The following is an 18,133-nucleotide window of genomic DNA, read 5'->3' on the forward strand; positions in this document are numbered from 1 at the left end:
AAGAAGATAGGCGCCTACGAAGCCGAAGAGGGCTGTGCCGCGCTCTGTTCTCGCTCGAGCGCATGACTTTTCGCTCATGCCGCATAAGGTCTTATGCACTCTGCACCCGATAGAGCCCGTGGAATAAGGCTTTTCTAACCCATGCAAAAACGAATCCGCCCGGTTTCCCGAACGGATTCGTCTCTATCACCTTTGAGGTGATGTCGTGGTACCCCCAAGGGGACTCGAACCCCTGTTTTCGCCGTGAGAGGGCGACGTCTTAACCGCTTGACCATGGAGGCACATTGGCTGCCGAACTAGGATTCGAACCTAGACAATACGAGTCAGAGTCGTAGGTGCTACCGTTACACCATTCGGCAATGTGTCAACCGGACGCCGCTTGATACAGCCGCACCCAATCGACAAGCGATAGTATAGCAAATCTAGGCGCAATTTGTCAATACCATTGAACGTTAAATCCAGAACCGTCCCATTTAATTAGGCAACTCATCTGGCCGTTGATGGCATCGGTCGGCGTCAAGGCTCCGTACCCCGTGAATTCCAAGCCTTTGCCCGGAACGCTTCGTAGCGCTTGCGCGCCTCATCGTCTTGCGAGAAGAACTCCAGCAAGGTTCTCAATCGAAACGTGGTGTCCTTTTCCAGCGAGTGTTCCACAAGCTCCGCTTCCTTCAGCGGATTTGGGTTCCCGATGAATCCCAGGAAGCGCTCCACGATATCATGGCGCTTCAAGAGGTAAGCACCTTTTTCTTTGCCCTTTTCTGTTAAAAGAATGCTGTCATAGCGGTCGTATTCAAGGTATCCAAGATCGACGAGCCGGAAGATCATCTTGGATGTGGACGACGGCTTGACATGGAGCATCTCGGATAACCTGCCTACGCGGGCGTAGCCGCACTCGAGGCTCAGCCTAAAAACCATCTCCAGGTAATCCTCCAGCGCCGGCGTCATCTGGCCCTCGCGCCGGTTCACAAGCTGGTATCCGCGGACGGTTCGAAAGCCCGCGTCCGTAGTCTTCTTCATAGCTTCGCCCCCCATTCTAACAGCTTATTCGGAACGCTTCGGCCTTAGGCTTCATAGGATTAGGCAAGGGAAACACAATTTGCCATGACTATCAGAACGGGGGTGCCTAAATGGAGACGGATTTCATCACGCTGGGTCAACTGTCTATTGGCACGGCCGCCAGGGTCGTCTCGATCAAATCGAGCGGCCACGAACGAAGACGCATTCTGGATCTTGGGCTCACAGAGGGCACACGGGTGGAGGCGCTCTTGCGCAGCCCATCCGGAAACCCGGTTGCTTACCTGATCCGGGGCGCGGTCATCGCCCTCAGGGCGGATTCGTCGAACGGAATCATGGTTACGCAGAGCGTAAGCGAATGCATTTAGGAGGAAAGGCAATGGACCTGACGACTCAGTTTGCTCAAGCCGACGCCGGAACTTATGAGGAAGTGCGCATCGCAAAGAAGCTCTCCGGTGACAAAGTCGTCGCGCTGGGCGGAAACCCCAATGTGGGGAAAAGCACAGTTTTCAACAGCTTGACCGGGCTCAAACAGCACACGGGAAATTGGCCGGGGAAAACGGTCGTCAACGCGCAGGGGCGATACCGCTATGAAGGCCGCAGCTTCATCATGGTGGATATTCCGGGCACATATTCGTTGATGGCGAACTCGACCGAGGAAGAAATCGCGCGCGACTTCATCTGCTTCGGTGATCCTGACGTTACGGTCATTGTCGCAGACGCCACATGTCTTGAGCGGAACCTGAACCTGGTGATGCAGGTGATGGAGATCACCGACCGAGTCGTATTGTGCGTTAATCTGATGGACGAGGCGCGGAAAAAGCATATCCGAATTGATCTGGACGAGCTGTCCGCAAAACTCGGGATCCCAGTGATCGGAACCGCCGCCCGCAGCGGGAAAGGGCTAAAGGATCTCATGGCATCGGTCAGCAAGGTCGCCGAGGCTAAACAGGCGCTTCAACCCCTGCGCGTCGAGTATGGCGACGCCATCGAACAAGCCGTATCCATGCTGGAACCCGCGGTCAAACGCGCCATACAAGGTCGCCTCAACAGCCGATGGACAACCTTAAGGGTGCTGGAAGGCGATGTGAGGCTTATGGCTTCCATCCGAAAATACCTGGGTTACGACATTCAGGAGGATGCCGAGATCGCGGTTCAGCGGGGCGAAGCGAATCGATTTCTGGCAAGCCAGGGCATCGAGCCGGATGTCTTTCAGGATCAGTTGGTTACCCGGATTGTAAAAGCCTGTGAAACCATCGCCCGGGAGGTCGTAACGGCCGAGGACGAACAGTATCTCACCCGCGATCTACGGTTTGACAGAGTGCTCACCTCAAAGCGCACCGGAATTCCCATCATGATCCTGATGCTGTTCGGAATTTTCTGGATCACCATTGAGGGCGCGAACGTGCCGTCGTCCCTGATCGCGGACGTCTTGTTTGGTCTCATGGACCGCCTTCGTCAGTTCTTCGAGGCGATTTCGGCGCCCGCATGGCTCTCCGGTATCTTGATAGACGGCGTATACAAGACGCTGGCGTGGGTTGTGTCCGTCATGCTGCCGCCCATGGCCATCTTCTTTCCGCTTTTTACGCTGCTGGAGGATTTGGGTTACCTGCCTCGCGTGGCGTTCAACCTGGACAACCATTTCCGGAAGGCCTGCGCCCACGGCAAACAGGCGCTTACGATGTGCATGGGGTTCGGCTGCAACGCCTGCGGCGTGATCGGCTGCCGGATCATTGACTCGCCCCGGGAGCGCCTGATCGCCATCCTGACCAACAACTTCGTCCCCTGCAACGGGCGATTCCCGACATTGATCGCGATCATCACGATGTTCTTTGCCGGCGCCGCGGGCGGCGCGTTCGGCTCGGTCGCCTCGACGCTTCTTCTGACCGGCACGATCGTGCTCGGCGTCGTAACGACGCTCATTCTCTCCAAGCTGCTATCCAAGACCATCTTGGAGGGCGTTCCATCCTCGTTCCAGCTTGAGCTGCCGCCTTACCGGCGGCCGCAGATCGGCAAGGTCATCGTGCGCTCCATTCTGGACAGGACGCTCTTTGTGCTTGGACGGGCGGTCGTCGTGGCCGCGCCGGCAGGGCTAATCATCTGGCTGCTTGCCAACCTGCATGTCGGCAATGTCAGCATTCTCGCCGCATGCGCGCTCTTCCTTGATCCGTTTGCGCGTCTGATGGGGCTGGACGGCTATATCCTCATGGCCTTTATCCTCGGTTTCCCGGCCAACGAGATCGTCATTCCCATTCTGATTATGAGCTATATGGCAACGGGTTCCTTACTGGAACTGGACAGCCTGACTGAGTTGCGCACGCTTTTCGTGAGTCATGGCTGGACCTGGGTGACGGCCGTCTGCATGATGCTGTTTTCGCTGATGCACTGGCCATGCGGAACTACAATCCTGACGATAAAAAAAGAGACGCAGAGCGTCAAATGGACGATCGCATCGTTCATCATCCCCACGGTTACCGGTATCGCCGTATGTATGATCGTCGCCGGTGTGGCCCGCCTGCTTGGACTCGCATAACAATTGCGTTTGAGTACCATTATGCCCGAAGGCGAGCCGTCCCCCTCCAATTTTCCGCGCTCCAGCGCATCAGGCCGTAACCCCCAGGCGGTTTCCGTATCCAAGCCAAACCAAAGCCGTCGGAATGATGTGCTCCTCCAAATCCAGTATTGCCCGCACTTTTTACCGGAGACATTATGGAATTTCTCACTTCTATCATTTTAGGGCCAAAATCCCCGGCGGAGAATCGGAGCGTCTTGGACGCATCCGTCTGCGCCGGGGCATAAGTTGGATCGGTATCGTTCGAGGACATGTAATCCGTTCTCATCGACCGTGTCCGTCAACAGGGACGGGTGGGGTTATTATTGAAGGGCGCCTGCCTTCTGGTGGATGACGAACAGCTCGTCGACATTCTCGATGGTGTACAGCGGGTTGCCCACGTCTGTGTCGATCTGCTTTTCCGCGCCGGTCAACAGCTTATGGGAGGTGGAGAGGATCAGCTCGGCCAGTTCATAGGCATTCTGCAGACACGTGGCGGTCATGCGGCCTTCCTTTATCAAAAGGCACGCCTCGGCGGTACCATCCACGCCGAAGGACAGCGTGTCCTTGTAGGCGAGGTTGTCCTTGATGACTTCGAGCGCGCCGGCGCACATGTTGTCGTTCATGGCGGCGATCAGGCCGATGGTGTCGTTGGCGGTGACCCAGTCTTCCATCAGGGCCATGGCCTCGTCCTTGTTCCAGTTGGCATAGTCGTCGCCCACGATGGCGACATCCGGCCGCTTCTCGAAGAACTCCTTCTGCCAGGCCACCAGGCGCTCGTCTGCGTGGAAGTTGCCGGCCGGGCCCCGGAGGATGACCGCCTTGGCGCCCTGGGGCACATGTTCGAGGGCATAGCGGGCGTTGACAGCAGCCTGCTCATAGGGTTGGGCATCGACGGAGGAGGCGCCTTCAACGCCTTCGATTCGGGCGTTGGTGGTGATGCAGATGATGCCCGCCTGTACGACCTTCTCGGCATAGGGGCGCTGCGCTTCGCCGTTATTCGGCTGGATGATGATGGCGTCGTACTTGTTGGTGATGGCGTTCTCGATCAGGGAGTTCTCGATCTCGTCATTGGCCTGGCCGTCGAACACGTCCAGCGTGATGTCCGGGTACTTGGCGGCTTCTTCTTTGATGCCGTTAGCCAGCCAGGCCGCGAAGGAGTCCGCTTGGGCGCGGGCGATGTAGGCTACGCGATAGCCTTCGGCGCCGGCCGTAGCCGCCACGGACAAGACCAGAATCAGGGTCAGGACGACGAGTATCAGCTTCTTCATGAAATACCCTCCTTTAAGATGATTGGATTCCTATCTCCGATGCGGATGTCCGCATTGGTTCCGCTACCGTTTCGCCTCGACTTGTTCCTCGATGTTGCCGAGCTTTCTGCGGGTGCGCTTGGTCTTGGCGAAGATATCGTAGATGACGGCCAGTGCGATGATCAGGCCGCGGATGATCTGCTGTACGTAGGAGTTGACGCTGGTCAGGTTCATGATGTTGTTGAGGAAGCCCACGATAAACGCGCCAATCAGCGTGCCGCCGGCGGTGCCGATGCCGCCGGAGAAGCTTGTGCCGCCAATGATGGTGGTGGTCAGCGCGTCAAACTCGTAGTTCTGCGCGCCGTTGGGGAGCCCGGCGTTGACGCGCGACATGAACAGCACCGCCGCCACGCCCACGAGCACGCCGTTAATCAGGTACGCGTTCATCTTGACCTTTTTGACCGCGATGCCCGATGCGTTGGCAGCCTCCTCATTGCCTCCGATGGCGTAGAGCGAGCGGCCGAACTTTGTGTCGTTGAGCATGTACCATGTCATGGCGAAGAAGAAGAGCATGAAAAGGATCGGCGTTGGGATCATCCAGACGGAACCCTGCCCCAAAATCGTGTAGTCGCCGATCTGATAAACGTTCTGACCGGCGGTCAGAAGGAGCGCTGCGCCGCGCGCCATCGTCTGCATAGCCAGCGTGGCGATGAACGCAGGGGTTTTGAACTGGGTGACCATGAGGCCATTGAGCGCGTTGCAGATGACCGCCACAGCGACCGAAACCAGGATCGCCAGCGGCATCGACCCGGTCGCCTTGTAGCACATGACCGAAAGAGTGCCCGCAAATGCGATCACCGAGCCGCTTGAAAGATCCAAAAGGCCGCAGATAATCAAAATCGTCTCGCCGAAGGCGAGGATCGTCGTGACCGAAATCTGCCGGGAGATGTTGGTGAGGTTCCCCCAGGTCAGAAAGTTTTCGTTCAGCAGTGAGCAGACCACGAACAGCAGCATCAAAACCATGATGATGCTGTACCTGCTCCGAAGCGTGGCCCAGAAACCGGCCCGGTTGTTTTTTGCCTGCATATCACGCACCCCGCTTTTTGTCTGGTTGTTGCTTGGCCGTGCCAGTCGCCAACGCCATGATGGTTTCGGCGGAGAATTCTTCGCGGCGAAGCTCGCCGTTGATCCGGCCCTGTCCCATTACGTAGATCCGGTCGCACATGCCGATCAATTCCGGCAACTCCGACGAAACCATGAGAAGCGCCTTTTTGCCGCGGGCCAATTCAATCATCAGCCTGTAGATCTCATATTTCGCGCCCACGTCGATGCCGCGCGTGGGCTCGTCCATCATCAGGATTTCAGGGCCCACGACCATCCACTTCGCCAGCACGATCTTCTGCTGGTTCCCGCCGGAAAGCGCCTCGACGGTGGTTTCCAGCGTCGGCGTCTTGACGTTCATCCGGGCGCAGGTCTCCGAAACGGCGGACTGTTCGTGCCTCCTGTGCAGGCGCCCCTTGAAAATGAACTTCTTCAGGCTGGCCAGAGATACGTTCTCCAGCACCGAGCGAATGGGCACCAGGCCGAACCGTCGCCTGTCCTCGCTAAGCATGACCATGCCATTATCGATGGAGTTGCGGACCGAAAGCCACGAAAGCCTCTTCCCCTTCACCCGCACCTCGCCCGCCGTATGAGGGTCCAGCCCAAACAGCGCGCGCACGACCTCCGTGCGCCCGGCGCCCATCAGTCCCGCAAAGCCGACGATCTCGCCCGCGTCAACGTGGAAGCTGATGTCTGAGAAAACCCCGTCGCTCGAGAAGTTTTTGACGTCCAGCAGCGTCTCGCCCTTCGGGATGTGCTCGTAGGGGTACTTATTCTCCATGCGGCGGCCCACCATCATCGCAATCACGTCGTCGATGTTGAGCTCGCTTGCGGGCTTCGTGCCCACGATCGCACCGTCGCGCAGCACCGTAATCTCGTCGGCGATTCGGAAGATTTCGTCCAGTTTGTGCGAGATGTAGATGATGCTCGCGCCGCGCTGCTTCATGCTCCCAATCATGGCGAACAACCGTTCAATTTCCTTTTGGGTGATGGCGGAGGTCGGTTCGTCCATGATAATGATGTCCGAGTTGTTGGAAACCGCCTTGATGATCTCCAGCACCTGGATGTCGGAAACCGAGAGGTTCTTGAGCTGCTCGTCCGGCGAATAGTGCAGGCCTTCCTTCTGGAGAAGCTCCTGGGTGCGCCTTCGCATCTCGCCGCGGTTGACCCGTCCGAACCGATCCGTGGGCCAGCGGCCCAGAAAGATGTTCTCGGCCACCGTCAATTCCGGTACGTACGACAATTCCTGAAAGATCATCGATATGCCCAGTGCCCGTGCGTGGATGGGGTTTTCGATGGCGACGGGCTTTCCGTCCAGAAAGATCTGGCCCTCGTCGGGCGTGTAGATTCCGTTGATGATCTTCATCAGCGTGGACTTGCCGGCGCCGTTTTCGCCGCATAGCACGTGCGTCGTGCCCCGCTTTACGCGAAACGAAATCTTGTCCAGCGCCTTGACGCCGGGAAAGGATTTCGAGATATCGCGCACCTCAAGTTTGACGCGCGCGTCTCCATCGGCCATGAGCTCCCCTCCCCTCCCCTGGAAACCCTTGAGCAAATCCCTTTAGTAAAACCATTTTCTGTTAGTTGTTATCAATTATACACGACGTTCCGAGGCATGTCAATATATGTTTGACAACATACTAATACTATTTCGTGTGATATGCGCTATTGACATCGCCACGGTTTAACGATATATTTGTACGGTAAAGACTTTCGCAAACCGGATTCACTAATGTTTTATTGATATAAACCGGAAGGGGTATAGATCCTTGACGAGACAAAAAGCAGTCTCCAGTGAGATCCGAAAGATCAACCGGAACCTGATCTACCATTATTTGTACGATCACCCTGCCGTTTCCAAGCAGGAACTTTCCAATGCGCTGAACATGAGCATGCCCACGATCACACAGAACCTGACAGAGTTGATCGGCCAGGGGCTCGTGGTAAACACCGAGCCATTGCAATCCACCGGTGGCCGCAAGGCGCGGACGCTTTCGATCAATCCGTGCGCAAAGCATGCCATCGGGCTGGATGTGACAGCGCAGAACATCGGCGCGGTCATCGTGGATCTGGGCGGTTCGATCGTGGTGAGCAAGCGCATAGAGGCGCCCTTCTCCAGCACGGAGTTTTACTTCAAGGGCCTCGCCATGCTGATCGAGGAGTTGATCGATGAGGCCGGGATCGACCGCGGGACCATCCTCGGCGCGGGGCTGGCGGTGCCCGCCATCATCTCAAAGGACGGGCAGGAACTGGCTTATGCGTCCTTCATCAATTTCACCAAGGGGCAATTGCGCGATTTCTCCGAATTCATCAAGTACCCTTCCCGCTTTATCAACGACGCCAGCGCAGGCGGCTTTGCGGAGTTCTGGACCAACGCGGCGCTGCGAAACAGCGAGGGCCTGGGCGTAGCGTACCTATCCGTCAACAACAGCGTCGGTGGCGCGTTCCTGGTGAATGGGCGTATCTTCGAGGGCGACAACCAGCGCGCCAGCGAATTTGGCCATATGACGCTGATCCCCGGCGGGCGCACCTGCTACTGCGGCCAGAGCGGCTGCGTGGACGCATACCTGGGCGCGGGGCGCCTGACCGATGGCCATGGGGGCAGCCTGCGGGCGTTTTTTGAGTCGCTCGCGGATGGTAATCCCGCCTCTGTCGTCAGGTGGTCGGAGTATACGGACTATCTGGCCCTGGCGATCAATAACCTCCACATGGCGCTGGACACGGACGTAATTTTCGGCGGCCATGTGGGCGGCTTTGCGACGCCCTACATCGGCCCTCTAAGGGAGAAAATCGCCCGAAAGAACCCCTTTTCCCAAAGCGGGGCGTACCTGAAGGATTGCGCGTACAAGCGCGAAGCAACCGCGGTCGGGGCTGCGTTGCTGTACATCAGTGGTTTTATAAAGTCCATCTGAATGGTTTTGCCGCACAAAAGGCTTCGTGACTTCACGGAAAGCACAGCTGCCGCAGATGGCGTCCGTCCTGCGTCCGCTTAATGTTAAGAATTAACTTGCGCCTTGGACCCATCTCCCATATAATGGGTATCGGGAAATTGCCCCAAAAAGCGTTGGAAGGCGTTGTGAGGTCTGCAATGACCATTTGGGCGGATGGCGCAAACCTGACCCTTGGGGGGATTCCTTTTCATATCATCAAGCCGATAGGTACGCCGGATGCGAAGTTCTGCTCTGCATCCGGCGTTTTCCGTAGGACTGATACCGATAAAGAACATTGGCGTGTTGACGATATGGAGGTATGAAAGATGAAAAAGGCCAATCTCTGTTTGATGCTGATCGCCATGCTTGCGTTGATGCCGTGCCATACGGCGGTTGCGGAAAAGACGGCGAATCCCGCCGCGATGTTGACAACCGACGAACAAGCGGCATCGATCGCGTCGATCGAGGACATCGACGATGGGTTGTTCTATACGATGGACTACACCGCGGATTACAAGCTCGACGAAGTCTTGCGGGGAGGCATTGTCGATTCTCCGTCCATGGTGGCGTTTGTGCAGGAAAACCTGCTCTCCGGCGAGGCGCCGGCCAATCCTGACGCAGGCGCCGGTTGCAGCGCATTTGTCGTCACCACCGAGGACGGCCGTGTGCTCTATGGGCGCAATTTCGACTATAAGATGGATATGGCCGCCGTGCTGATCCGGACGGCGCCGAAGGACGGCTATAAATCCATCGGCATCGTGGATACAGGCTGGATGGGCTACGGGATTGGCAGCCTCGATGACGGTGCGACCGACCTGTCTATGGCCGTCAGCTTTCCCTATCTCATCATGGACGGCATGAATGAAAAGGGGCTTGCGGTGAGCGTACTCTATCTGGACGGCGACCCCACGCGGCAGGACAGGGGCAACCCCAAGATCATGACGACCGTTGCCATGCGCCTCGTCCTCGACCGCGCGGCGACTGTGGATGAAGCCATCGCGCTGCTGGATCGGTACGATATGCAATCCGCCTCGCCGGACGCCAACTATCATTTCCTGTTCGCAGACGCGACGGGCAAGGCCGTCGTCGTTGAATACTGCAACCATGCCATGTCGGTGGTCAATGAAACCTATGTAACCAACTTTTACCTCGATCCCTCTATGAATGGGTTCGGGCATGGGCAAAACCGGTACGATGTGATGGCGGCGGCATTGAGCTTCAAAAACCATGTGCTGACAAAGAGCGAGGCGATGTCGCTGCTGGAGTTGGTCAGTCAAGCGGAGACCAAGGAATCCACAAGCATGACCCAGTGGTCGGTGGTTTATAACCTTTCCGAGCTGGACGCGACGGTATCCATCCGCAGAGACTATGAAAAGCTGTTCGCCTTTCGCGTTGAATGACCTGCCCAGGGATACGGTTGACGCGTTCTGAGCACAAGGGGCGCTGCCGACGGCAGCGCCCACGCGCTCAAAACATCCTATTAGCTATCCTTCTGCCGGATGATCTTCCTTTGAATCTTGCCCGAGACCGTCTTGGGCAGTTCCTCCACGAATTCGATGATCCTTGGGTATTTATACGGCGCGGTCACGCGCTTGACGTGCTGTTGCAGTTCCTTCTTCAGCGCGTCGCTCGCCTGATACCCCTTTGCCAGCACCACCGTGGCCTTGACCGCCTGGCCGCGGTCGGGGTCGGGCACGCCGGTGACCGCGCACTCCACCACCGCCGGGTGCGCCACCAGCGCGCTCTCCACCTCGAACGGCCCGATCCGGTAGCCTGACGACTTGATGACGTCGTCCGCGCGCCCGATGAACCAGAAATACCCGTCCTCATCCCGCCACGCCATGTCGCCGGTGTGGTATACGTTGTTATAAAACGCCGCCTTTGTCGCCTCCGCGTCCTTGTAATACCCGACGAACAGCCCCGGCGGGTGACCGCGCCGCGTGTCGACGCAGATCTCCCCTTCCTCACCCGCCTCCACGTCGTTGCCCTCCGCGTCCAGCAGCCGGATGTCGTAGTGCGGCGAGGGTACGCCGATCGAGCCCGCGCGCGGCGGCAGGAACGCGCTGGTCAACAAGAGCGGCGTGGTCTCGCTCTGCCCGAAGCCCTCCCTCGGTTCGCAGCCGGTCGCCTTCTCAAATTGCTTGGCCACATCCGGGTTCAGCGGCTCGCCCGCGGCGGTGCACCACTTGAGCGAGGACAGGTCGTACTCCTTCAACTCCTCGCGCACCAGGAACCGGTAGATCGTGGGCGGCGCGCAGAACGAGGTCACGCGGTACTTCACCAGCACATTCAACAGGTCTTGCGCCGCGAACTTCTCAAAATCGTACACGAACACCGTCGCGCCCGCGATCCACTGGCCGTAGATCTTGCCCCAGGCGCACTTGGCCCAGCCGGAATCGGCCACGGTCAGGTGGATGGAGCGCTCGTTCAGGTTATGCCAGAACCGGCCCGTGATAAGGTGGCCGAGCGGATAGGTGAAGTCGTGCGCGGCCATCTTGGGCATGCCGGTGGTGCCCGACGTGAAGTACATCAGCATCACGTCCTGGTTGAGCGCGCGCTGTTCGGCCGGCAGGAACACATCCGAGGCCGATTCCAGCCGCTGCGAGAAATCGACGAAGCCCTCCCGCGCGCCGAGGGTCGCGGCCACCCTCACCTTCGGGCAGTCGCCGAGCGCCGCCGCGACGTGACTCGTCACTTCCTCCTCGCCCACGGCGATCACGGCCACCGCGTCCGAGGCGTTCAGCCGATAGACGATGTCCTTCTTCTGCAATTGCGCGGTGGCCGGGATCTGCACGCAGCCCAGCTTCATCAGCGCCAGCGCGATCACCCAATATTCCCAGCGGCGCTTGAGCAGCAGCAGCACGGCATCGCCCTTGCGCAGCCCCAGGTCGTAGAGCGCGTTCGCCGCCTTGTCGGACAGCCGCTTCAGGTCGCCGAACGAGAACACGCGCGCATCGCCCCGGGCACTCACCCAGATCATGGCGCGCTGGCCGGGCGCGTAGTGGGCGTATTCGTCGATCACGTCGTAGGCGAAGTTGAACGACGAGGGCACGTTCACCCGATAATTTTCTTGGAAATCCGACATCGACGCGTAGTCGGCATAGGTATAGCGTTCAATGAGGCGCATATCCTTCTACTCCTTGTTGGCGCCCACCGGGATGACCATCGCCAGCAGCTTGCACGGCACATCGCCCGCCGCCTGCATCGCGTGCGGGTAGATCGAGTCGTAGTAGGCCGAGTCGCCTTCCTCAAGCATCATGTCGTGGTTTCCCACCTTCAGGTGCAGCGTGCCCTCGAGCACGTAGTCGAACTCGTGGCCGGGGTGGCGGTCGGGCTCCATGTTGGGATTGATGCCCGGATTCACCGTCACCAGTAGCGGTTCGATCTTGCGCCCCGTGAAGTTGTAGGCCAGATTTTTGTAGATATAGTGGTGCTCGCGCACGATGTCCACGCCCATGTCCTTGCGGGTCAGCGCGCACACCGACAGGCGCGGCGCTTCGCCGGTCAGAATCGTGGTGGTGTCGATCTCGTACAGCTTGCTCAGTTTCAGCAGAAAGCTGATCGGGATGTCCACCGTGCCGCTCTCGTAGGAGAGGTAGTCGTGCAGGTCCACGCCAGTCTCCTTGGCGACCGCTTCGGCCGTCTTGTCATAGACCTCGCGCAGTTCACGGATGCGCCTGCCAACCTGCTTAACCTGATCGGTCAATGCTATCATCTCCCTTGTCGTCTATTACGTGATAGTATAATGAAGTGAGCCCCTGTTTATCAAGGGGGGCGGACAAACTTTATATATCGGCACCGGCCGATTGACACAGGCATGGCGCGGCGCTATAATCGAATACGGAATGTAAATGTACGAGGAGGAACGACATGGTTCGCCACATCGTGCTGTTCAAGATCAAGCCGGAATTCAAGGCGGAGATTCCGCAGCTGGTGCAAGCGTTCTACGGCATGCTCGGGCGCGTCGAGGGGCTGACCGCGCTCGAGTCGGGCGCGGATTTCCTGGGATCCGAGCGCTCCTACGACCTGGCGCTGGTCGCCACCTTTGTCGATCGCGAGGCCCTTGCGGCCTATCAGACCCACCCGGCGCACCTGCCGGTCAAGAAGCGCATGCACGAGGTGCGCGAGGCTTCGGTCGCCTGCGACTTTGAGCTATAAACTGAGAGGCTTCGCCGCGCGAGCGCTGCGAAGCAGGGCGAGCGAAATACCGAGCGCGCATTGCGGCGCGAAAAGGAGGATACGGCCATGCTCAACCACATTCCCAAGATCCTGCCCCCGGAACTCGTCAAGATCATGATGCAGATGGGCCACGGCGACGAGATGGTGATCGGCGACGGCAACTACCCCTGCGACGCGATGGGCACGCGCGTGGTGCGCGTGGACGGGCACTGCGTGCCCGAGGTGCTGGACGCGGTGCTCACGCTCATGCCGCTGGACGCCTATGTGGAAAGGCCCACGGCGCTGATGCAGGTCGTGCCCGGCGACCCGGTCGGCGAGCCCGAGGTGTGGGACACCTATGCCGGCATCCTCAAAAACCACGGCCACGACACCCCGAGCGAGATGGTGGAGCGCTTCGCGTTCTACGAGCGCGCCAAGCGGGCGTTCGTCGTGGTCGCCACCTCCGAACCCAGGCAGTACGCCAACATCATCTTGAAGAAGGGGATTGTGAAATAACCTTCCGCCCCACGTACATCAGGTGCTCCGCCCAGCTGAGCAGCGCTTCCCGCTCGGCCAATTGTACCGCCATGTCGATCCAGGCGTCGACGATTGCTTGGGGCTTTTCCATGATGCCCGCCTCGCAGGGAGAGAGGATGCCCTCCTGGCCGAAGAAGTGCAGCTTTTCGAGCGCGAATCGCGCCATGAAGGGCAGCACTTCTTTTTGGTTGATGAAGAACGCCTGCGTGAAGGCCTGACCGGCAAAGTTCCGATCATGAAGCACCGTCTGATAGAATTCGTTCTCTCCCTCGTCGAGGATCAGCTCGGGCGCGAACTTCATCGCGTAGATCATGCCGGCGAACAGCGCGATGAACGACGCAAACAGCACCCCGCCGGGCTTTAACCGCTTGAGGCTTTCGTTTACCGCCTTTACGCGGTCCGATTCCTCCAGCAGGTGGTACAGCGGCCCCATCAGCAGCACGCAGTCGAACGCCCCGCCCACCGCCTCGGAGGCGGCGCGCGCGTCGCCGACCAAGGCCACAAGCGGCAGGCCGAGCGCGGCGGCTTTTTCGCGCGCAAACCGCACGTTCTCGCTCGACAGATCGACCAAGGTCACGTCGCAGCCCCTTTCGGCCAGCCACAGCGCATAGCGCCCCGGCCCGCCGCCGATGTCGAGCACCTTGTCGCCCGGCTTTACATAGCGCTCAATGTAGCGGCGGGTGATGAGAAATTCCGGCCGGTTATCGATGCGCCCCCACTCCGCCTCCACCTCGCCGTCGTAATAATCGCGAATCGCCGCCGTCACATCCATGTCCAGCCCCCCTCGATCATGATGAAAAAGCGGATGGTAGCTTTTTGACGCTTCCATCCGCTGATACCCCTCAAAGGCCGCCTACCGGCGTTGCAAGGTAGCATGGACAAAAGCCCGGCGGCCATTCGGCTTGCCAGGATTCGCGCAGGTGGTAGAACAGAACAGCGTGCGCGTCGTCACGGCCCTTGCCCTCCCCGTCAGATTTTCGCCATTATAGCATCGGCCCCGGGCGGTGTCAACCCCTATGCAAACCCCGCCCAAAACCGCACCCCGCGCTCGGTGTTCTCGATCCGGCAGGTCGCACCGTGCAGGTTCAGGATGACTTTCACAAGGTATAGCCCCAGGCCGCTGCCGCCCGAGTTGCGGTTGCGCGACTGCTCGACGCGGTAGAATGGTGTGAATAGTTGCGCGAGGGACTCCTCGGGGATCGACACGCCGGTATTCTCGACGCTAAGCGAGAGGTCCCCGGCTTCTATGAGAATTGAAGCGCCGGGCGGCGAGTAGAGCATCGCGTTGTTCAGCACGTTCGATACGACCTTGGAAAGCAGCGCCTCGTCGCCCTGGACGACGGCGGATTCTATCCGCGTATCCGGCGTCAACCCCTTCTGCTCAAGCAGCTCGCCGTCCAGCTCGAGCTGCTTTTTGATGAGCGCGGCCAGGTCGACCGGCCTGGCCTTGAGCGAGAAGCTGCCCGACTCGATCCGGCTGACGGTCAATATCTCTCCGACCAGCCCTTCCATGCGGCCGGTCACCTTAAGCGCGCGCGCCAGGTACTTCTCCCGGTCGCGGTAGACGCCCACCTGCGCCAGCATGCCGTTCAATTGCCCCTGCAATATGGTGATCGGGGTCTTGAGCTCGTGCGACACCGCCGAGAAGAAATTGAGCCGCTGCCGCTCCAGTTCGCGCTCGCGCTCGATGTCGCGCACGAGCGACCGGTTGGCGTCCTCCAACTGCGTGAGCGCGCCCGACAGGTTGTCCGACAGCAGGTTGAGGCTATAGCCCAGCGCGCCGATCTCGTCGCTTCGGCGCTTTGTCCAGCGCGCGTCGAAGTCCAGCGCGGCGATGCGGCGGGCAATGCGGCTGATCGAGACGATCGGGCGCGTGATGTAGCGCGCGTAGAAAAAGGAACCCATGAGCGAGATCAGCGCGACCACGGCGGCCAGGAAGGGCAGCACGCGCATCAGCGCCTCGGTCGCCTGGTTGACCGGGCGCACCCCGCCCGAGACGCCCAGCGTGGCGCCTGTGCCGTCGGCAAACGCGAAGGCGTACAAGCCGCCCGGCTGCGCCGACACCGCTTCGGTGAACATCTCCACGGCTGCCATCGAGTTGCCGGTTGTGATCGGCGCCGCGCCCGGCTGCATGGCGGCGTCGGACGCAGGCACGGCTTGCGTCGCAGACTCGACGCTGTAGGCCGGGAACGCATCCTCACCCTGAACATCCTCGACGACCGTAACCGTCGTCTGCGTGATCGCCGTCTCGTACAGCGTCCGCCCCCATTCGTCCCAGACGTAGACCACCACGCCGGTGTCGCGGGCGAAATCGTCGAGCAGTTGCTCCCCTTCCGCCGGCGCGACCTTCGCGAGCGCGCCGACCAGCGTATGGCTCTTGTCCGCCAATTCGTCTTCCAATATCGAGGTGTAGGTGATCGGCGTCAGGTAGGCGATCGCCGCGTAGGTGATCGCACAGGCGGCCATCATCAGCGCCGAGGTCGTCAGGAAGATGCGCGCGGTTAGGCTGATTCTAAACCTTTTCAACGCGGTATCCCACCCCTCTGACCGTTTGGATGTAGTCATCCTCGAGTTTGCGCCGCAGGTTCTTGATGTGGCTGTACACCACGCGGTCGTCGCCTAGGTAGTCGTAGTTCCACAGCCGCGCGATCAGCATCTGGTAGGTCATCACCCGGCCCTGGTGCCCGATCAGCTCGCGCAGCAGCTCGAACTCGCGCGTAGTCAGCGCAAGCTCGCGTTCGCCGCGCCGGGCGGTGTAGGCGTCCAGGTCCAGCGTCAAATCGCGGTAGCGCAGCAGGTGCGCGTCCACCCCAGCGCCGCCCGAACGCCGCAAAATCGCACCGATCCGCTGAAGCAGCACCGGCATCGAAAAGGGCTTGGTCACGTAGTCGTCGATCTTAAGCTCGTACCCGCGCAGCTGTTCGGCTTCCCCGTCGAGCGCGGTCAGCATGACGACCGGCACGCCCGAGCGCCGGCGAATCCACTCGCACACGCCGAAGCCGTCGATCTTGGGCAGCATCAGGTCGAGCAGCACCAGGTCGAACGCCCCGTCCGCGAACCGGTCGAGCGCCTCCATGCCGTCCTGCGCGCAGACGGTCTCGTACCCGGCCTCGTTCAGCCAGGTCGCCAGCATTTCCAAAATATCGGGGTCGTCCTCCACAATCAGGATGCGTGCCATGCGCTCACCCTCCTGTGGGGCAGTATAACATAGATTTTTGGATTTCAGTTGAAGACGGCAGGAGAAAGCGGACGCCCCTGCACGCAGGGGCGTCCGCGCGTTAATCAATGCCGCGCCATCACTGCGCACGCATGCCGATTAGCTTGCCATTGCCTCGGCGTCGGGGCTTAAGTAGTCGCGGACGATGGTGACGTCGATCGTGCCCTCTTCGTTGTACAAGCTGGTCATCGATCCCGCGAAGTTGCCGCTCTCGAGGGGTTCGCCGTTGCTCTTGCGCACGTCCAGGAACCGGCGCACCAACTGGCCTTGATAGATCAGGGCGCCGGCCTTGGCGTCGTAGGTCAGACCGAACGGAGCGTAGGGGGCGTAGAAGGCCCGCGCCTCTTCGGCGCTCATGGGGGTTCCGGAGGAGGCGTGGGTGACGTTAACGCGCGGCTGCGTCCACTTGCTCAAGTCGCGCGCGGAGAATTCGGCGGCGCTCAGCACGCGCAGGCCGGTCAGCGTTCCGCTGGGATCGTAGGAACCGTCGGGGCGGCGGATGGCCGCCGGATCGCGCTGCGCCGCCACGTCGATCGTGCCCTGCGCGTCAAAATACTCGGTCTGTGTGCAGCTGTTTCCGTCATCCAGCGCATAGGCGTCCTCGAAGACGCGCACCCGCTGCCCTTGATGGTAGAGGATGCCCTGCTCGGCGTCGTAGCTGAGGCCGAACCGCGCGTAGCGGCTGAACGACTCGCGCTGCTCGATGGTCGAGATGGTGATGGTATCGAGCGCCTCGTCCGCACGGACGGCCTCGTGGGTCCCTATGTAGATAGCCTCCTGCACCGGCAGGATCTCCTCCGCCTCGACCGCCGTGATGGTGACCTCGCTCGTCGCCGCGCCGCTCACGGCGGCGGCGTCTTCCGTCAACACCGCCTCGGAAAGGTCGGCTTCGGTCTGCATCTCCAGCACCCGGTCGGGTTTCCCCGCTTCCTGAATCCGCACGCTGTCCTTGCCGATGATGAAGGTCTTCCCGTCCGCCTCGAAGCTCGATCGATCGCCGTAGACCACGTAGGTCTTGCCGTCCATCGCGATCGCCGTCGTCGCGGCCGCCGCGTTCGCGCCGAGCGCCGCCGTCAGCAATAGGGCGCCGATTGCCGTCCACCCAAGTTTTCTCATGGTACACCATTCCTTTCTTCGCTTGAGATGATGCCAGTATAACGATCCCGGTTGGATTTGGGCTGGACGCGGTCTGAATTTTGGTTGAAGATTGCACCCTGCCAACCGATAACAGAGTGCGCCGGGGAATAGCGCAGCAGCACCAGCGGCACCGAGGCCGGCATCGGCCGCTTGTGCCAGCGGCGGCAGACAGGCGCGGCGCGTGCATGCGGCGCTTCGCAATACTTCATGAACGGCCCTACTTGACAGCGCGCGCCAT

At 60.0% G+C, this 18,133-nt stretch carries 18 protein-coding genes and 2 tRNA genes; 7 read left to right on the forward strand and 13 right to left on the reverse strand.

Translation table 11 applies throughout. The features are described from left to right. Positions 1-206: 206 nt before the first annotated feature. From ACH6CV_RS13255 to ACH6CV_RS13265, 3 genes are all read right to left on the reverse strand, one after another. Positions 207-281, reverse strand: a tRNA-Glu gene (locus ACH6CV_RS13255). Positions 282-285: 4 nt separating this feature from the next. Further along, a tRNA-Gln gene (locus ACH6CV_RS13260) sits at positions 286-359 on the reverse strand. 157 nt (positions 360-516) lie between these two features. Further along, a complete protein-coding gene (locus ACH6CV_RS13265; protein WP_456358682.1) occupies positions 517-1,017 on the reverse strand; it encodes a metal-dependent transcriptional regulator in 501 nt (166 codons plus the stop codon). A 110-nt stretch (positions 1,018-1,127) separates the two neighbouring features. Here ACH6CV_RS13265 and ACH6CV_RS13270 point away from each other — a divergent pair, with 110 nt between their 5' ends. Continuing rightward, complete coding sequence (locus ACH6CV_RS13270) at positions 1,128-1,382, forward strand: FeoA family protein (RefSeq protein ID WP_456358683.1); 255 nt, start codon at positions 1,128-1,130, stop codon at positions 1,380-1,382. Positions 1,383-1,393: 11 nt separating this feature from the next. Beyond that, positions 1,394-3,547 (forward strand): ferrous iron transport protein B, encoded by a 2,154-nt coding sequence (gene feoB, locus ACH6CV_RS13275; protein WP_456358684.1) that lies wholly within the window; start codon positions 1,394-1,396, stop codon positions 3,545-3,547. 341 nt (positions 3,548-3,888) lie between these two features. Here the strand turns inward: feoB and ACH6CV_RS13280 are convergent, their stop codons facing one another. From ACH6CV_RS13280 to ACH6CV_RS13290, 3 genes are all read right to left on the reverse strand, one after another. After that, positions 3,889-4,836, reverse strand: coding sequence for a sugar ABC transporter substrate-binding protein (locus ACH6CV_RS13280; protein ID WP_456358685.1), 948 nt, complete (start codon positions 4,834-4,836; stop codon positions 3,889-3,891). Positions 4,837-4,899: 63 nt separating this feature from the next. Next, the gene (locus ACH6CV_RS13285) at positions 4,900-5,901 is read right to left on the reverse strand and encodes an ABC transporter permease (protein ID WP_456358686.1); all 1,002 of its coding nucleotides are present in this window, start codon (positions 5,899-5,901) and stop codon (positions 4,900-4,902) included. Between the two features lies 1 nt (position 5,902). Continuing rightward, positions 5,903-7,435 carry a sugar ABC transporter ATP-binding protein gene (locus ACH6CV_RS13290; RefSeq protein WP_456358687.1) on the reverse strand — a complete coding sequence of 511 codons (1,533 nt, stop codon included), beginning with the start codon at positions 7,433-7,435 and terminating at the stop codon, positions 5,903-5,905. Positions 7,436-7,685: 250 nt separating this feature from the next. Here ACH6CV_RS13290 and ACH6CV_RS13295 point away from each other — a divergent pair, with 250 nt between their 5' ends. The 3 genes from ACH6CV_RS13295 (at position 7,686) to ACH6CV_RS13305 (ending at position 10,246) form a co-directional block, all read left to right on the forward strand. Beyond that, complete coding sequence (locus ACH6CV_RS13295) at positions 7,686-8,828, forward strand: ROK family protein (protein ID WP_456358688.1); 1,143 nt, start codon at positions 7,686-7,688, stop codon at positions 8,826-8,828. A gap of 176 nt (positions 8,829-9,004) precedes the next feature. Beyond that, positions 9,005-9,169, forward strand: a complete 165-nt coding sequence (locus tag ACH6CV_RS13300; RefSeq protein ID WP_456358689.1) for a hypothetical protein — start codon at positions 9,005-9,007, stop codon at positions 9,167-9,169. Positions 9,170-9,172: 3 nt separating this feature from the next. After that, on the forward strand, positions 9,173-10,246 hold the full coding sequence (locus ACH6CV_RS13305; RefSeq protein WP_456358690.1) for a C45 family autoproteolytic acyltransferase/hydolase: 1,074 nt from the start codon (positions 9,173-9,175) through the stop codon (positions 10,244-10,246). Positions 10,247-10,326: 80 nt separating this feature from the next. On the opposite strand, the gene ACH6CV_RS13310 is transcribed toward ACH6CV_RS13305, so the two are convergent. Beyond that, entirely contained in the window at positions 10,327-11,973 is a 1,647-nt protein-coding gene (locus ACH6CV_RS13310) for an AMP-binding protein (protein ID WP_456358691.1), read from the reverse strand. 6 nt (positions 11,974-11,979) lie between these two features. Beyond that, the gene (locus ACH6CV_RS13315) at positions 11,980-12,552 is read right to left on the reverse strand and encodes a helix-turn-helix domain-containing protein (RefSeq protein WP_456358692.1); all 573 of its coding nucleotides are present in this window, start codon (positions 12,550-12,552) and stop codon (positions 11,980-11,982) included. 164 nt (positions 12,553-12,716) lie between these two features. Between ACH6CV_RS13315 and ACH6CV_RS13320 the strand changes: the two genes are divergently transcribed. Continuing rightward, complete coding sequence (locus tag ACH6CV_RS13320; RefSeq protein WP_456358693.1) at positions 12,717-13,004, forward strand: Dabb family protein; 288 nt, start codon at positions 12,717-12,719, stop codon at positions 13,002-13,004. Between the two features lie 87 nt (positions 13,005-13,091). Next, entirely contained in the window at positions 13,092-13,520 is a 429-nt protein-coding gene (locus ACH6CV_RS13325; RefSeq protein ID WP_456358694.1) for an RbsD/FucU family protein, read from the forward strand. On the opposite strand, the gene ACH6CV_RS13330 is transcribed toward ACH6CV_RS13325, so the two are convergent. The 5 genes from ACH6CV_RS13330 to ACH6CV_RS13350 form a co-directional block, all read right to left on the reverse strand. Beyond that, complete coding sequence (locus tag ACH6CV_RS13330; RefSeq protein ID WP_456358695.1) at positions 13,492-14,313, reverse strand: class I SAM-dependent methyltransferase; 822 nt, start codon at positions 14,311-14,313, stop codon at positions 13,492-13,494. The genes ACH6CV_RS13325 and ACH6CV_RS13330 overlap by 29 nt on opposite strands. A gap of 242 nt (positions 14,314-14,555) precedes the next feature. Next, positions 14,556-16,067: an ATP-binding protein gene (locus ACH6CV_RS13335; protein ID WP_456358696.1), complete on the reverse strand. Its 1,512-nt coding sequence runs from the start codon at positions 16,065-16,067 to the stop codon at positions 14,556-14,558. After that, on the reverse strand, positions 16,054-16,719 hold the full coding sequence (locus tag ACH6CV_RS13340) for a response regulator transcription factor (protein WP_456358697.1): 666 nt from the start codon (positions 16,717-16,719) through the stop codon (positions 16,054-16,056). The genes ACH6CV_RS13335 and ACH6CV_RS13340 overlap by 14 nt, the downstream gene beginning before the upstream one ends. Positions 16,720-16,857: 138 nt before the next feature. Beyond that, entirely contained in the window at positions 16,858-17,874 is a 1,017-nt protein-coding gene (locus tag ACH6CV_RS13345; protein ID WP_456358698.1) for a hypothetical protein, read from the reverse strand. Then, entirely contained in the window at positions 17,871-18,104 is a 234-nt protein-coding gene (locus tag ACH6CV_RS13350) for a hypothetical protein (protein ID WP_456358699.1), read from the reverse strand. The genes ACH6CV_RS13345 and ACH6CV_RS13350 overlap by 4 nt, the downstream gene beginning before the upstream one ends. Positions 18,105-18,133: the final 29 nt, after the last annotated feature.

Origin of the sequence: Anaerozeibacter quisquiliarum, from assembly GCF_051162045.1 — a bacterium.
GTDB lineage: Bacteria > Bacillota > Clostridia > Christensenellales > Aristaeellaceae > Anaerozeibacter > Anaerozeibacter quisquiliarum.

Bases quoted from the DNA above. Each gene is read 5' to 3' on its own strand.
- feoB (WP_456358684.1), top strand. From the start codon at position 1,394: ATGGACCTGACGACTCAGTTTGCTCAAGCCGACGCCGGAACTTATGAG.
- ACH6CV_RS13325 (WP_456358694.1), top strand. From the start codon at position 13,092: ATGCTCAACCACATTCCCAAGATCCTGCCCCCGGAACTCGTCAAGATC.
- ACH6CV_RS13270 (WP_456358683.1), top strand. From the start codon at position 1,128: ATGGAGACGGATTTCATCACGCTGGGTCAACTGTCTATTGGCACGGCC.
- ACH6CV_RS13265 (WP_456358682.1), bottom strand. From the start codon at position 1,017: ATGAAGAAGACTACGGACGCGGGCTTTCGAACCGTCCGCGGATACCAG.
- ACH6CV_RS13330 (WP_456358695.1), bottom strand. From the start codon at position 14,313: ATGGATGTGACGGCGGCGATTCGCGATTATTACGACGGCGAGGTGGAG.
- ACH6CV_RS13350 (WP_456358699.1), bottom strand. From the start codon at position 18,104: ATGAAGTATTGCGAAGCGCCGCATGCACGCGCCGCGCCTGTCTGCCGC.
- ACH6CV_RS13285 (WP_456358686.1), bottom strand. From the start codon at position 5,901: ATGCAGGCAAAAAACAACCGGGCCGGTTTCTGGGCCACGCTTCGGAGC.
- ACH6CV_RS13340 (WP_456358697.1), bottom strand. From the start codon at position 16,719: ATGGCACGCATCCTGATTGTGGAGGACGACCCCGATATTTTGGAAATG.
- ACH6CV_RS13310 (WP_456358691.1), bottom strand. From the start codon at position 11,973: ATGCGCCTCATTGAACGCTATACCTATGCCGACTACGCGTCGATGTCG.
- ACH6CV_RS13345 (WP_456358698.1), bottom strand. From the start codon at position 17,874: ATGAGAAAACTTGGGTGGACGGCAATCGGCGCCCTATTGCTGACGGCG.
- ACH6CV_RS13290 (WP_456358687.1), bottom strand. From the start codon at position 7,435: ATGGCCGATGGAGACGCGCGCGTCAAACTTGAGGTGCGCGATATCTCG.
- ACH6CV_RS13305 (WP_456358690.1), top strand. From the start codon at position 9,173: ATGAAAAAGGCCAATCTCTGTTTGATGCTGATCGCCATGCTTGCGTTG.
- ACH6CV_RS13280 (WP_456358685.1), bottom strand. From the start codon at position 4,836: ATGAAGAAGCTGATACTCGTCGTCCTGACCCTGATTCTGGTCTTGTCC.
- ACH6CV_RS13300 (WP_456358689.1), top strand. From the start codon at position 9,005: ATGACCATTTGGGCGGATGGCGCAAACCTGACCCTTGGGGGGATTCCT.
- ACH6CV_RS13320 (WP_456358693.1), top strand. From the start codon at position 12,717: ATGGTTCGCCACATCGTGCTGTTCAAGATCAAGCCGGAATTCAAGGCG.